At 71.4% G+C, this 14,203-nt stretch carries 9 protein-coding genes; 4 read left to right on the top strand and 5 right to left on the bottom strand.

What is annotated here, in order from left to right:
• Nucleotides 1–57 precede the first annotated feature (57 nt).
• The 4 genes from speB (at nt 58) to LNW72_RS15625 (ending at nt 8,301) form a co-directional block, all read left to right on the top strand.
• The gene (speB, locus tag LNW72_RS15640) at nt 58–1,029 is read left to right on the top strand and encodes an agmatinase (protein ID WP_138355061.1); all 972 of its coding nucleotides are present in this window, start codon (nt 58–60) and stop codon (nt 1,027–1,029) included.
• Complete coding sequence (locus tag LNW72_RS15635) at nt 1,026–2,651, top strand: thiamine pyrophosphate-binding protein (RefSeq protein WP_250975981.1); 1,626 nt, start codon at nt 1,026–1,028, stop codon at nt 2,649–2,651. The genes speB and LNW72_RS15635 overlap by 4 nt, the downstream gene beginning before the upstream one ends.
• A 174-nt stretch (nt 2,652–2,825) precedes the next feature.
• Nucleotides 2,826–6,761, top strand: coding sequence for an ABC transporter ATP-binding protein (locus tag LNW72_RS15630; protein WP_250975980.1), 3,936 nt, complete (start codon nt 2,826–2,828; stop codon nt 6,759–6,761).
• Nucleotides 6,762–6,846: 85 nt separating this feature from the next.
• Nucleotides 6,847–8,301, top strand: a complete 1,455-nt coding sequence (locus LNW72_RS15625) for a S28 family serine protease (RefSeq protein WP_250975979.1) — start codon at nt 6,847–6,849, stop codon at nt 8,299–8,301.
• Between the two features lie 42 nt (nt 8,302–8,343).
• Here the strand turns inward: LNW72_RS15625 and LNW72_RS15620 are convergent, their stop codons facing one another.
• The 5 genes from LNW72_RS15620 to LNW72_RS15600 form a co-directional block, all read right to left on the bottom strand.
• A complete protein-coding gene (locus tag LNW72_RS15620; RefSeq protein ID WP_250975978.1) occupies nt 8,344–9,039 on the bottom strand; it encodes a hypothetical protein in 696 nt (231 codons plus the stop codon).
• A gap of 154 nt (nt 9,040–9,193) precedes the next feature.
• Nucleotides 9,194–11,014: a glycoside hydrolase family 3 protein gene (locus LNW72_RS15615; RefSeq protein WP_250975977.1), complete on the bottom strand. Its 1,821-nt coding sequence runs from the start codon at nt 11,012–11,014 to the stop codon at nt 9,194–9,196.
• A gap of 78 nt (nt 11,015–11,092) precedes the next feature.
• The gene (locus LNW72_RS15610) at nt 11,093–12,088 is read right to left on the bottom strand and encodes a hypothetical protein (protein ID WP_250975976.1); all 996 of its coding nucleotides are present in this window, start codon (nt 12,086–12,088) and stop codon (nt 11,093–11,095) included.
• Nucleotides 12,089–12,314: 226 nt separating this feature from the next.
• The gene (locus LNW72_RS15605) at nt 12,315–13,112 is read right to left on the bottom strand and encodes a sugar phosphate isomerase/epimerase family protein (RefSeq protein WP_250975975.1); all 798 of its coding nucleotides are present in this window, start codon (nt 13,110–13,112) and stop codon (nt 12,315–12,317) included.
• A 76-nt stretch (nt 13,113–13,188) separates the two neighbouring features.
• Nucleotides 13,189–14,106, bottom strand: coding sequence for a helix-turn-helix domain-containing GNAT family N-acetyltransferase (locus LNW72_RS15600; protein WP_250975974.1), 918 nt, complete (start codon nt 14,104–14,106; stop codon nt 13,189–13,191).
• Nucleotides 14,107–14,203: the final 97 nt, after the last annotated feature.

The following is a 14,203-nucleotide window of genomic DNA, read 5'->3' as shown; positions in this document are numbered from 1 at the left end:
CGGGGGACACTCGAACCACACCGAAACACCACGAGTAACGCGAAAGAAGGCACCCCGATGAGCAGCAACGAACCGCGTGGACCGATCGACTCGTCCCGCATCCCGCGGTACGCCGGCCCCGCCACGTTCGCCCGGCTGCCCCGGCTGGACGAGGTCGGCACCGCGGACGTCGCCGTGGTCGGTGTGCCGTTCGACAGCGGGGTCTCGTACCGTCCCGGCGCCCGCTTCGGCGGCAACGCCATCCGTGAGGCCTCCCGGCTGCTGCGCCCGTACAACCCGGCGCAGGACGCCTCGCCGTTCGCGCTCGCCCAGGTCGCGGACGCGGGCGACATCGCCGCCAACCCGTTCAACATCAACGAGGCCGTCGAAACCATCCAGGCCGCCGCCGACGATCTGCTCGACACCGGCGCCCGCCTGATGACCCTCGGTGGCGACCACACCATCGCGCTGCCGCTGCTGCGCTCGGTCGCCCGCAAGCACGGGCCTGTCGCCCTGCTCCACTTCGACGCGCACCTGGACACGTGGGACACGTACTTCGGCGCCGAGTACACCCACGGCACCCCGTTCCGCCGCGCCGTCGAGGAGGGCATCCTCGACACCGAGGCGCTCTCGCACGTCGGCACCCGCGGCCCGCTGTACGGCAAGAAGGACCTGGACGACGACGAGAAGATGGGCTTCGGCATCGTCACCTCGGCGGACGTCATGCGCCGCGGTGTCGACGAGGTCGCGCAGCAGCTGCGCGAGCGCATCGGCGACCGGCCGCTGTACATCTCCATCGACATCGACGTCCTGGACCCGGCGCACGCCCCGGGCACCGGCACCCCGGAGGCCGGCGGCCTCACCTCCCGGGAGCTGCTGGAGATCATCCGTGGGCTCTCCTCCTGCCACCTGGTCTCCGCCGATGTCGTCGAGGTCGCCCCCGCGTACGACCACGCGGAGATCACCTCCGTCGCGGCCTCCCACACGGCGTACGAGCTGACCACGATCATGTCCCGGCAGATCTCCGCGGCCCGCCAGAGCGCCAAGTGACGGCCCGCAACGGCGGCGACCTCGTCGTCGAGTCCCTGGCCGTGCTCGGCGCGACCACGGTCTTCGGGCTGCCGGGACAGCACGCCCTCGGCACCTTCGACGCGCTGCGCCGCTCGACGCTCACCTACGTGGGGCTGCGCGTCGAGAACAACGCGGGCTTCGCCGCCGACGCGTACGCCCGGGTCACCGGCGGAGTCGCCCCGCTGCTGGTCTCCACCGGCCCCGGCGCGCTGATGACGCTCGCCGCGCTCCAGGAGTCCGCCGCCGCCTCCGCGCCGGTGCTCGCCATCAGCAGCCAGGTCCCGACCGCCGGACTCGGCGGCGGACGCCACGGCTATCTGCATGAACTGCGCGACCAGAAGGCGTCGTTCCGGGACGTGGTCAAGTCCGTGCACACGGTCCGCACCGCCTCGCAGATCCCCTCGGCCCTCGCCGAGGCCTGGGAGTCAGCGCTCACCGCGCCGTACGGACCGGTGTGGGTGGAGATCCCGCAGGACGTGCTGCTCGCCGACACCGGCGTCCCGCCCGTCACCGCACTGCGTGCGGTGCCCCGCCCGCTGGAGCCGCGCGCCGAGCTGATCACCGAGGCGGCCCGGCTGCTGTCCGGGGCACAGCGGCCGGTCATCCTGGCCGGCGGCGGCGTCGTACGGTCCGGCGCGGCCGCTGAGCTCCTCGCGCTGGCCGAGCAGCTCGACGCCCCGGTCGCCTCGACGTTCGGCGGCAAGGGCGCGTTCCCCTGGGAGCACCCGCTGTCGCTGCAGTCCTGGATCGAGGACCGGCACACCACCGACTTCCTCGAAGCCGCCGACGTGCTGCTCGTCGTCGGCTCCGGCCTCGGCGAACTCTCCTCGAACTACCACACGTTCCGCCCCCGCGGCCGGGTGATCCAGATCGAGGCGGACCTCGGGAAACTGGAGTCCAACCACCCCGCCCTGGGCATCCACGGCGACGCCCGGCTCTCGCTGGCCGCCCTGTGCGACCTGACGGTGCCGCGCCCGGACGAGGAGGCCGCCAAGGCCGTCGCCGAAGTGCTGGCCCTCGTCGGTGACCGGATCGCCGGCCAGGACCTGGGCCTGGAGCAGCAGTTGCTGGCCGCGGTCCGCGACGCCCTGCCCGACACCTCGCCCAGCTGCTGGGACATGACGATCCTCGGCTACTGGGCCTGGTCAGCCTTCGACGCCCGGCACCCCAACACCATGCACTCGGCGCAGGGCGCCGGCGGCCTCGGCTACGGCTTCCCCGCCGCCCTCGGCGCGGCCGCCGCCGATCCCGCACGGCCGGTCCTGGCCGTCTCGGGGGACGGCGGAGCCATGTACTCCATCGCCGAGCTGGCCACCGCGCGGCAGTACGGCCTGCCCGTCACCTGGCTCATCGTGGACGACGGCGGCTACGGCATCCTCCGCGAGTACATGACCGACGCCTTCGGCCAGGCGACCGCCACCGAGCTGGCGCGCCCGGACTTCGTCGCCCTCGCCGAGTCGTTCGGGGTCCCGGCCACCGCCACCACGCCCGGCACCCTCCGCGACGACCTCGCCGCGGCGCTGGCCGCCCCGGGCCCCTCCGTCGTCGTCCTCCCGGCGCACCTGCGGATGTTCGCCCCCACCCATCTCATAGGGAGCTGACCGGGCCCCCGCTCCGCCAGGGGCGGGCCGCCCGGCTCCAGCAAGGCTTAGGTCCATCGCCCGAGAAGAGTGAGACCTTGGCCCCTCTTTGGCTGCGGTTTGTTGCTGCAGGATGAAATTCGCACGCCAGCGCGTTGCAGCGTCGGGTAGTCGTGGATCAGTGGGAGGACCCGGGTGACATCGGCGAAGGTTGAGCCGGAGCAGGGCTGGTTGCGGCGGTTGGTCGGCTATTGCTGGCGGTACCGCCGCAACGTACTGCTGGCGTTGGGCGCGTCACTGGGCGGGATGGCCGTCACCGCGCTCGTTCCGCTGGTGCCGAAGCTGATCATCGACGACGTGGTGCTCGCGCACGACCGTCCGCTGCTGCCCTGGGCGATCGTGCTGGTGGTCGCGGCCGTCGCCGTCTACGTCCTGACGTATGTGCGGCGCTTCTACGGCGGCCGGCTCGCCCTCGATGTGCAGCACGACCTGCGCAGCGACATGTTCCGCTCGCTGACCCGGCTGGACGGCCGGCGGCAGGACGAGCTCGACACCGGCCAGGTGGTCGGCAGGGCCACCAGCGACCTGCAGCTCATCCAGGGCCTGCTCTTCATGCTGCCGATGATGATCGGCAACGTGCTGCTGTTCGTGCTGTCCCTGATCGTGATGCTCACCCTCTCCCCGCTCCTCACCCTCGTCGCGCTGGCCGTCGCCCCCGCCCTCTGGTTCATCGCCGACCGCAGCCGCAAGCGGCTCTTCCCCGCCACCTGGTACGCCCAGGGGCAGGCCGCGGCCGTCGCGGGCATCGTCGACGGGTCCGTCACCGGCGTCCGCGTGGTGAAGGGCTTCGGCCAGGAGCAGCAGGAGATGGACAAGCTGGAGGGCGTCAGCAAGAAGCTGTTCGCCGGCCGGCTCCGCACGATCCGGCTGAACGCGCGCTACAGCCCGGCCCTCCAGGCCGTGCCCTCGATCGGCCAGGTGGGCATGCTGGCGCTCGGCGGATGGATGGCGACCCGCGGGCAGATCACGCTCGGCACGTTCGTCGCGTTCTCCACCTACCTCGCGCAGCTCACCGGCCCGGTCCGGATGCTGACCATGATGCTGACCGTCGGACAGCAGGCACGGGCCGGCGTCGAACGCGTCCTGGAACTGATCGACACCGAACCGACGCTGGAGGAGGGCACCCGGACGCTGCCCGACGGCGCGGCCACCGTCGAGTTCGACCACGTCACCTTCGGCTACGACCCCGAGCGGCCGGTGCTGGCCGACTTCTCGCTGCGCGTCGAGCCCGGTGAGACCGTCGCCGTCGTCGGCGCCTCGGGCTCCGGGAAGTCCACCGTCTCGCTGCTGCTGCCGCGCTTCTACGACGCCACCGGCGGCGCGGTGCGGATCGGCGGAGAGGACGTCCGCGACCTCACCTTCGACTCGCTGCGCGGCGCCATCGGCATGGTGCCCGAGGACAGCTTCCTGTTCTCCGACACCGTCCGCTCCAACATCGCCTACGGACACCCGGACGCCACCGATGAGCAGGTGCTCGCCGCGACCCGCGCGGCGCAGGCCCACGAGTTCATCGAGGCGCTCCCCGAGGGCTACGACACCGTGGTCGGCGAGCAGGGCCTGACCCTGTCCGGCGGCCAGCGGCAGCGCGTCGCCCTCGCCCGCGCGATCCTGACCGACCCGCGGCTGCTGCTCCTGGACGACGCGACCTCGGCGGTCGACGCCCAGGTCGAGGCGGAGATCTTCGACGCGCTGCGCGAGGTCGTGACCGGCCGGACGACACTGCTCATCGCCCACCGCCGCTCGACGCTGGCGCTCGCCGACCGGATCGCCGTCCTGGAGGACGGCCGGCTGGCGGACATCGGCACCCATGACGAACTGGAGGAGCGCTCCGCGCTCTTCCGCAAGCTGCTCACCGACCCGGACGCGCTCGGCGCGGACGTCGTCACCGCCGACCCGGCCGGTGTGCTCGCCGCCGCCTGGTCGGGCGAGGGCGCCGCGACCGGGCTGGCGGAGCGCACCGCCACCGTCACCGCATCCGGATCCGGATCCGAAGGGTCCGACGGGCCCGATCGGTTCGAGACGTTCGACGGGTCCGACAGGTTCAACGGGTCCGACAGGTTCAACGGAACTGGCGGGATCAACGGGTCCAAGGTGTCCGACGGAGTGACCGCGGCGCTGTGGCTCAGGGAGTCGCACCCCGCGGACGGGACCGCCGAGGGCAAGGCACGTGAGAACGGCGCCGCCCCGGCGCCCGTCGTCCCGGCGGCGGGTGGACCCGCCGGCATGGCCGCCGCGATGGCCGGGATGCCGGCCTCGCCCGACCTGCTCGCGAAGGTGGCGGCGCTGCCACCCGCCAACGACACCCCCGACGTGGACGAGGCGCAGGCCCGCATCGTCGACGAGGAGTTCGGGCTGCGCAGCCTGCTGCGCGGCTTCCGCGTCCCGCTGCTGCTCAGCCTGCTACTGGTGGCGGCGGACGCCATCGCCGGGCTGATGCTGCCGGTGCTGATCAGGCACGGCATCGACTCCGGTGTCCGGGAGGCCGCGCTCGGCGCGGTCTGGGTTGCCTCGGCCGCCGGCCTGGTGATCGTCGTCGTGCAGTGGGCGGCGCAGTGGGGTTCGGCGCGGCTGACCGGCAGGACCGGCGAGCGCGTCCTCTACACACTGCGGGTGAAGATCTTCTCGCATCTGCACCGGCTCGGGCTCGACTACTACGAGCGTGAGCTGACCGGCCGGATCATGACGCGGATGACCACGGACGTCGACGCTTTGTCGACATTCCTGCAGACCGGACTGGTCACCGCCCTGGTCAGCGTGCTCACCTTCTTCGGCATCCTGGTCGCGCTGCTCGCCCTGGACGTCCAGCTGGCGCTGCTGGTCTTCGCGACCCTCCCGCCGCTCGTGCTGGCCACCTGGGTGTTCCGGCGCAAGTCGGTCCGGGCCTACGAACTGGCCCGTGAACGCGTCGGCGTCGTCAACGCGGACCTCCAGGAGAACGTCGCCGGGCTGCGCATCGTGCAGGCGTTCCGCCGGGAGCGCGTCGGCGCCGTCCGGTTCGCGGAGCGCAGCAGCGCGTACCGCGAGGCCCGGGTGCGCGGACAGTTCCTGATCTCGGTGTACTTCCCGTTCGTGCAGTTGCTGTCCAGCGGTGCGGCCGCGCTGGTGCTGATCGTCGGCGCCCAGCGGGTCGGCGCGGGGACGCTGACCGCGGGCGCGCTCGTCGCGTACCTGCTCTACATCGATCTGTTCTTCGCGCCGGTGCAGCAGCTGTCGCAGGTCTTCGACGGCTACCAGCAGGCGTCGGTGTCGCTCGGCCGGATCCGTGAACTGCTGCGGGTGCCGAGCACCACCCCGGCCGCGGCCCGGCCGCTGGCCGTCCCGTCGCTGCGCGGCGAGATCACCTTCAAGGACGTGCACTTCCGGTACGGGGACGGCGCCGAGGCGCTGAGCGGCGTGGACCTGCGCATCCCGGCCGGGCAGACGGTCGCCTTCGTCGGCGAGACGGGCGCGGGCAAGTCCACGCTGGTCAAGCTGGTCGCCCGGTTCTACGACCCGACCGGCGGCGGCGTCCTCGTCGACGGCACCGACATCCGCGAACTCGACATGACGGCCTACCGGCAGCGGCTGGGCGTCGTACCGCAGGAGCCGTACCTGTTCGCCGGAACGGTGCGCGACTCCATCGCCTACGGACGGATGGACGCGACGGACGCGGAGGTCGAGGCCGCGGCCCGGGCGGTCGGTGCGCACGAGATGATCGCGACGCTCGACGGCGGCTATCTGCACCGGGTCAGCGAGCGCGGCCGCAACCTGTCCGCGGGACAGCGGCAGCTGATAGCCCTGGCCCGGGCCGAGCTCGTCGATCCCGACATCCTGCTGCTGGACGAGGCGACGGCCGCGCTCGACCTCGCCACGGAAGGACTGGTCAACCAGGCCGCCGACCGGCTGGCGGTGCGGCGCACCACGCTCGTCGTCGCGCACCGGCTGACCACGGCCTCGCGCGCCGACCGTGTCGTCGTGCTCGACCACGGCCGCGTCATCGAGGACGGCACGCATGACGAACTGCTCGCCGCGGACGGGCGATACGCCCGGTTGTGGCGCACATTCGTCGGTGAAGTACGGGCCGCCGCCTGATATTTCACCGTCCCAACGCCCTCTGGTGGTAAGACTCCCGCTCCCCTAGGTTCGCGGCAACGTCCGTGAACCCAGGGGAGGGTGCATGCGTAAGGCGCTCAGATGGCTGCTGTCACTGATGCTGCTCGTCGGCGCGACCGGTGCGGTCGGGGCCGGTGCGACGGGGACGGCCACCGCCGCGGATTCGACCGGTGCGAATTCGGCTCGTTCGGATTCGGCCCGTGTCGATTCGGCGAGCGCGGATATCAAGGACCGCATCCTGGCGATACCCGGGATGACCCTCATCGAGGAGAAGCCGGTCACCGGCTACCGGTACTTCGTTCTCAACTACACCCAGCCCATCGACCACCTCCGCCCCTGGAAGGGCACCTTCCAGCAGCGGCTGACGGTGCTCCACAAGGCGACCGACCGCCCGACGGTCTTCTTCACCTCCGGCTACGGGCTCTCCACCAACGCGAGCCGTTCGGAGCCGACCCGGCTCATCGACGGCAACCAGGTCTCCATGGAATACCGGTTCTTCACACCGTCCCGTCCCACCGAGCCGGCCGACTGGTCCAAGCTCGACATCTGGCAGGCGGCCAGCGACCAGCACCGGATCTTCCAGGCGCTGGACCGCATTTACCACCGGAACTGGATCGACACCGGCGGCAGCAAGGGCGGCATGACCGCCACCTACTTCCGCCGCTTCTACCCGAACGACATGGACGGCACGGTCGCCTACGTCGCGCCCAATGACGTGGTCAACAAGGAGGACTCGGCCTACACGGAGTTCTTCAAGACCGTCGGCAACGCGGACTGCCGTGCGGCGCTCAACGCCGTGCAGCGCGAGGCGCTGGTACGCCGCGACGAGATCGTCGCCCGCTACCAGAAGTACGCCGACGACAACGCGCTGACCTTCACCACCGTGGGCAGCGCCGACAAGGCGTACGAGAACGTCGTGCTGGACCTGGTGTGGGCGTTCTGGCAGTACCACCTGGAGTCGGAGTGCCCGACCGTCCCCAAGCCGACCGCGACCACCGATGAGCTGTACAGCTTCATCGACACCATCTCCGGCTTCGACTTCTACACCGACCAAGGGCTGGAGTACTACACGCCGTACTACTACCAGGCCGGCACCCAGCTCGGCGCGCCCACCTTCGCGACCCCGCACCTCAAGGGGCTGTTGCGCTACCCCGGCATCTACCAGCCGCGCTCGTACGTGCCGCGGTCCATCCCGATGACCTTCAAGCCGTGGGCGATGCCCGACGTGGACAACTGGGTGCAGCACCACGCCCAGCGGATGCTGTTCGTGTACGGAACGAACGACCCCTGGGGTGCAGAACCGTTCCGGCTCGGGAAGGGCGCGAAGGACTCCTTCGTGATGTGGGCGCCCGGTGCCAATCACGGCGCGAACATCGCCGCGCTCAAGCCCGCGGACAACGCCAAGGCGACCGCCGAGGTGCTGAAGTGGGCGGGCGTCACCCCGGCCACGACGCTCGCCCCCTCGTTCGACGCGAAGCTCGACGTACCGAACGACGTCATGGAGCGCCACCCGCTGTAGCGCGGGTCCCGGTCCCGGACGTGATCTGAGCAAGGACGCGGTTCACAGCCGGCGGGCGCATCCGACGCCCGCCGGCCCGACGCTCACGAACAGAGCCGTTCCCGGCGGGCATTGCGCGCGATCAGGTGCGATCACATCCACCCGGTACCCGGGCTTGTTCCGGCTGGAACGGTCACAGGCCGTCTCCTTCACCTGGCCGGCACCCGCGGTGTAGACGCAGTCGCCGACGATGGTGCGCGGACCACCGCCCGCCCCCGGGTCGCCGGGGTGCGGGCCGTCGCGTTTGCGCATGCAGGCGTACCCCGGCGACCGGCCGGACGGCACGGACAGGACGAAGTCCGTCGTCTCCGGACAGCGGTCTCCCGCCCGCACCGTCGGGACCGTCGAGGTCCCCTGGGCGGCGGTCGGCGCCGCCGCCGGCGATGACGCATCCGGCAGCGGACCGTAGAACCGGACCGTGACCTCGGCGATGGCGTTCGGGTCCGAGCACGCCACCTCCCGGTACGAGCCCAGCGGATCGCTCTGCGCACACGCGCCCTCCGCGAGGAACGCCGTATCCGTGCCCGCGGGCGTCAGCGCCGGTGAAGGGGCGGCCGATCCCGCCCCCGAACCGCCGCCCGCCGTCCCCCGGAACGGTGTGCAGGCCGCGAGCGCGGTGAGGAGGGCGAGCGCGAAAACCACGGCGGCCGAGACCACCGCGGTGTGCAGAAACGATCCGAAATGGCCGTACCCGCGCATGATGGCCCCCCTAGGCTTCCCCCGCGCAACATGCACCCATACGTCAGGGTAGGGGGTGGAACCGGCGGAGGGGAGGGCCCGCCGGCTCCGGGTTGGCCCGGCACCTTCCCGGACCGCCCGACACCTGACCCGATGTGTTCTCCGGGGGCCTCGGCTACCGGTATTTCAGCCCGTGTCCGATCGGATAGAGCGTCTGTTCCGGATCGTCGGCGCGCGGCACCGCGACCGGCAGCCGGCCCGTCGGAGCCGCCCTGCCGGCGATGACCCGGGCCACCGCGCGCATCGACACATCGGTCCAGCCGTACATGGCGATCCCGGCCGCGACGCCGCCGAGCCACGCGATGTCGTACGGATTGCGGAGGGCGATCTGGACGATGGGGACGCCGGTGGCCACCAGCGCCTCCACCAGGGCGATCTGGCCGGCCGCGGCCGCCGTGACGTTGTACGTGCCGATGACGACGCCGTCCTTGCCGCGGGCGGCCGCGACGGCCTCGTCGATGACGGCCTGGCCGGGCGCGGTGCCGGTGGGCAGCGCCTGCGCGGGGTGGCCGAGGTCGGTGAGCGCCTTGGCGAGGACCGAGGTCGGCGGGCCACCGGTGCCGGACGGCGCGGCCGGATCCGCGCCGACCACGAGCAGGTTCCGATGGGCGCGGCGCGGCAGCGGCAGGATCCGGGAGGGGTTGGAGAGCAGGGTGACGGTACGGCCGGTGATCCGGTCGGCGGTCGTGAGGTGCGACCGGATGCCGACCGCCCGGTCGACGCCCTGATGCGTGACATACGGATTGCGGAACAGGCCCCTGCGGGCCTTGAGTTCCAGGATCCGGACGAGGGACTCGTCGATCCGCTGATCGGTGATCTCCCCGGACGTCAGGGCGTCGAGTACCGCGTTCCAGGCGACGTCGAGGAGCGGCGGGTTCAGCAACTGGTCGGCGCCGGCCTTCAGGGCGAGCACGGGCACCCGGTCGTCGCCGTACTTCTGCCGCACACCGGCCATGCCGAGCGAATCGGTGATCACGACACCGTCGTAGCCGAGTTCCTCCCGGAGGATCCCGGTGAGGATGGGGCGGGAGAGGGTGGCGGGGTTCCCCGAGTCGTCGAGCGCGGGAACCAGGATGTGGGCCGTCATGATCGAGTCGATCCCGGCGGCGATCGCGGCACGGAACGGCGGGGCGTCGATCCGCCGCCACTCGTCCAGCGAGTGGGTGATGACGGGCAGGTCGAAATGGCTGTCGGTGCCGGTGTCGCCGTGGCCGGGGAAATGCTTGGCGGTGGAGGCGATGCCGGCCCCCTGGTACCCCTTGACCTGGGCCGCCGCCAGGGCGGCGACAGCCTGCGGATCGGCGCCGAAGGACCGTACGCCGATCACGGGGTTGGCAGGATCGATGTTCACGTCGGAGACCGGAGAGAAGTTCTGGTTGACGCCCATGGCGCCGAGCTCGGTGCCGACGACATGGGCCGCTGCGCGGGCGTCGTGCGGATCGCCGTCGGCGCCGAGCGCCATCCCGCCGGGGAAGAGCGTTGCGGGGGAGCCGATCCGGGCGACCGCACCCTGCTCCTGATCGGTGGAGATCAGCAGCGGGATCGGAGTCCCATGGGCCAGCCCGGCGCGCTGGATGCCGTTGGAGAGGTCGGCGATCTGGTGCGGGTCCCGGGTGTTGTGGGCCCAGCTGAAGTAGATGATGCCGCCGAGGTGGTACTTGGCGATCAGTTCGGCGGCGTCGGAGACGCCCATCTCGCTCTGGTTGGACGCGACGTCCACGGGGTCGGGGTCGGTGGCGGAATGGCCGTAGACCCGCATCACGAAGAGCTGGCCGACCTTCTCCGCCCGGCTCATCCGCGCGATGATCGCGCGGATGAGCCTGCGGTCCGGGACGGCGGCCTGGGCCGACGGGACGCCGGCGGCGAAGGCGCCCGCCGTGACGGCGCTGGCGGCCGCGGTGGCGAGAACGGTGCGGCGGGATGGCTGGTGGTGCATGTCGAACTCCTTCCGGCTGGAGGAGAAGAGCACGCTGAAAGTTTTCTTCAGTTGAAACGGATAGCCGGAAAGTTTTCGTCAGTCAATGGCTGTGACGCGAGTCGGCAGCACATTCACCGGGACGGCCAGCACCGCCGCGTAGATCTCGGGCCGGATGCAGCGGAGGTTCTCGCCTCCGGTCGGCGACGCCGATACCCGCCCCTCGGGAGTGATGAGGAGCGCGGCGCCGGTGGGCCGGCAACCGGACAGCTTGAATCCGAAGCGCCGTTCACCACTCTTCAGCGGATGCGCGGCCAGCTGTGCCCGTACGGCGGAGGCGCCGGCGGCGGGCAGACCCGCCAGATAGGCGTTCAGCTGGGCGGGCTGGGTCACTTCCGAGCCCTTGGGCCCCTGACCCTGGGCGGTCCCGCCCTCGAGGTGCGTGAACGCCACCGTCGTACCGGGGCCGGGCGCGGTGGCCGCCGCACCTCCCGTCCCGAACACCGGATGCTTCGGCATACGGTCGCGCGGCACCTCGAAGACCACCGTGACCTGATAGGCGACGAGGCATTCCGGCTGGGGCTTCGGCTGGATGACCCCGAGCGTCAGCCGGTCGCCACTGGCGAGCAGCACGGCCCCGGTGGCCTGGCTGCAGCCGGTGGTCTCCACCCAGCCCACCAGCACATTGCGCGAGAAGTCGGTCTTCTGGGCGCGCTGGGCGATCTCGCGGGCCGCCGTCGGATCGGACCCCGCGAACCAGCTCGGGAAGCGGGACAGCTCGAGTTCGCTGTTGACCACCGAGTGCACCGCGGGTGGCCGGTGCACCCCGGCGGAGAGGTACACGGCCCGGGACTCGATCCCGTGGGCCCCGGACTGGACGGGTGTGGTCGCGGTACCGGCGGACGACGGACTGCCCGACGGAGAACCACCGGTCGACGGCGGAACCCCCGTCGCCGAGGTGGTGGGGCTGTGGTCGCCCCCGGCACTGTCGGAGGGTGGCGCACCGGTGGTGGGCCGGTCCTGGCCACAGCCGGTGGACAGGGCGGTCAGCGACGCGGCCAGCACCGCGACCGACACGGCTCTACGGAGCTTCATCAGCAGCATGTGGCTTGGACGGGCGGATTCCACGACCGGTTCCGTGCGGTGGCTGAACATGGCTCCATCGTCGGGTCGGCCGAGGTCACCGGGCAGTGTGTGATGCGCCGTTTGGCCGAAAGCGCACGGATCGCCCCTGGCATGGACCGACTCCGCGCACTCTCTTCCTGGCATGGCGCGGCCCCGTACGGGCCGCCCCGCGACCGGCGCACGGCCGGCCCCGGTGTCATGCCGAGTTGGCGAGCAGCCGGGACAGATGCTGCCGGGCCGGTGACAGCAGCTCCGGAAGATCCGCGGCCTGCGGGTACCAGCGCTTCTCGTACTCCCAGCACAGCCAGCCGTCCCAGTCCCCCCGGCTCAGCACCTCCACCGTCTCCGCCAGCGGCAGCACACCCGCCCCGAGCGGCAGCGGAGTGGTGTCCTCGGCCGAGGCGATGTCCTTGACCTGCACATACCCCAGGTGCGGGGCGAGTACGGGGTAGGTCTCGGACGGCTGCTCACCACCGCGCCAGGTGTGCATCACATCCCAGATCGCGCCCACACTGCCGTGCCCGACCAGCCCCAGGATCCGGGCCGCGTCCGCCCCGGTCGGGTGCGAGTCGTGCGTCTCGAGCAGCACCTTCACTCCGAGGCGGGCGGCGTCCGGTGCGACCGCCGCGAGGCGCCGTGCGGCGTACAGGTCGGCCTCCGCCGCCGGCAGTTCCCCACCGCCGGGGAAGACCCGCACGAACGGGGCCCCCAGATCGGCCGCGAGGGCCAGGTTGGCCCGAAGGTCCGTCAGTACCGGCTCGTCGTCACCCGGCGCGGCGACCTTGGCGTAGGCCGCCACTGTCAGGATCTCCACCCCCGACTTCTCGAACTCGGCCACGACCGCGCTCCGTTCCGCCGCCGACAGGCCGGTGTGGACGGGTTCCTCGGCGTTGGCCCGGATCTCCACACCGTGGAAACCATGCTCAGCGGCGAGACGGACGACCTGCTCGATGGGGAGTGCGGGGACGCCGAGTGTGGAGAACGCGAGCTTCATCCGGCGGACACTAGGCACCACGCCGGGCATGGTCAACCTCCCACGGCGCTCTCGGCGCGTGCCGCCGCGATCCGGCCTAAAGCGCCAGGCGCCAGTCCTGTCCCACGAGGTCCTTGCCGAAGCTGTGATGCGGCTTCTCCGCGACGAGTTCGAAGCCGGCCCGCTGGTAGATCTTCCGGGCCGCCCCCAGTACATCGTTCGTCCACAGCACCAGCTCGCGGTACCCGGCGTCGCGGGCGAAGGATATGCAGCGCTCCACCAGCCGGTCGCCTATCCGATGACCGCGCGCACCCGGTTCCACCAGAAGCAACCGCAGCCGCGCTACGCCGGGCGCATCGTCACGGACGCAGAACACACAGCCGGCCGGCACGCCGTCGAGCTCCGCCATCCACAGCGCCTCGCACCCGGGATCCGGATCGGCGGCGAAGTCCGCCACGATGCGGGCCACCAGCGCTTCGTACTCGCTGTTCCAGCCGAACTCGGCCGCGTACACCGCCGCGTTCCGCTGGATCACCCATCCCAGGTCGCCGGGGTTCGGTCCGCGCAGTTCGATCCGGGCCGGGGCCGGCCGGCGGTCGTCGCGCAGTATCTCCCGGACGGTGCGCATGGCCTCGGCCAGCCGCGGGCGGTCCTCCTCGGGCACATCGCTGAGCAGCGACCCGACGGCGTCCTCCGCCCGCTTCTCCAGCAGGGTGGCAGCCTCCCGGCCCTGCGGGGTCAGCTCTATGCGCTGCCGCCGGGCGTCCTGCTCGGACGGCGCGCGCGTGACCAGCTGGTCCTGTTCGAACTTCGACAGCATGCGGCTCAAATGCCCGGCGTCGAGCGAGAGTTCCACCCGGAGGTCGGCGGCGTCGGTCCGCCGGGAGTGCGCCAGCTCGTACAGCACCCGCGCTTCGGTCAGCGTGTAGGGAGTATGCAGATGGCGGCTGTAGTCCAGCGCGCCGATGAGGTTGGTGTAGAAGCGGTTGAAGGCACGGATCTCTTGCACGGCCATGGGAGCACCTCGGCATTCACCCTCGAAATTCCTTTGCCTGAGTCAAAGGTAAGTCGACGAGGACGCCACGAAAAGGCCTGTGGATAACTTCCCGACT

It is taken from the genome of Streptomyces sp. RKAG293 (genome assembly GCF_023701745.1).
Lineage (GTDB): Bacteria > Actinomycetota > Actinomycetes > Streptomycetales > Streptomycetaceae > Actinacidiphila.
The sequence above is the reverse complement of the archived record's forward strand: the minus strand, read 5'-3'. Positions and strand labels throughout refer to the sequence as shown.

Bases quoted from the DNA above. Each gene is read 5' to 3' on its own strand.
- LNW72_RS15610 (WP_250975976.1), bottom strand. From the start codon at position 12,088: ATGAAGCTCCGTAGAGCCGTGTCGGTCGCGGTGCTGGCCGCGTCGCTG.
- LNW72_RS15615 (WP_250975977.1), bottom strand. From the start codon at position 11,014: ATGCACCACCAGCCATCCCGCCGCACCGTTCTCGCCACCGCGGCCGCC.
- LNW72_RS15625 (WP_250975979.1), top strand. From the start codon at position 6,847: ATGCGTAAGGCGCTCAGATGGCTGCTGTCACTGATGCTGCTCGTCGGC.
- LNW72_RS15600 (WP_250975974.1), bottom strand. From the start codon at position 14,106: ATGGCCGTGCAAGAGATCCGTGCCTTCAACCGCTTCTACACCAACCTC.
- LNW72_RS15620 (WP_250975978.1), bottom strand. From the start codon at position 9,039: ATGCGCGGGTACGGCCATTTCGGATCGTTTCTGCACACCGCGGTGGTC.
- LNW72_RS15605 (WP_250975975.1), bottom strand. From the start codon at position 13,112: ATGAAGCTCGCGTTCTCCACACTCGGCGTCCCCGCACTCCCCATCGAG.
- speB (WP_138355061.1), top strand. From the start codon at position 58: ATGAGCAGCAACGAACCGCGTGGACCGATCGACTCGTCCCGCATCCCG.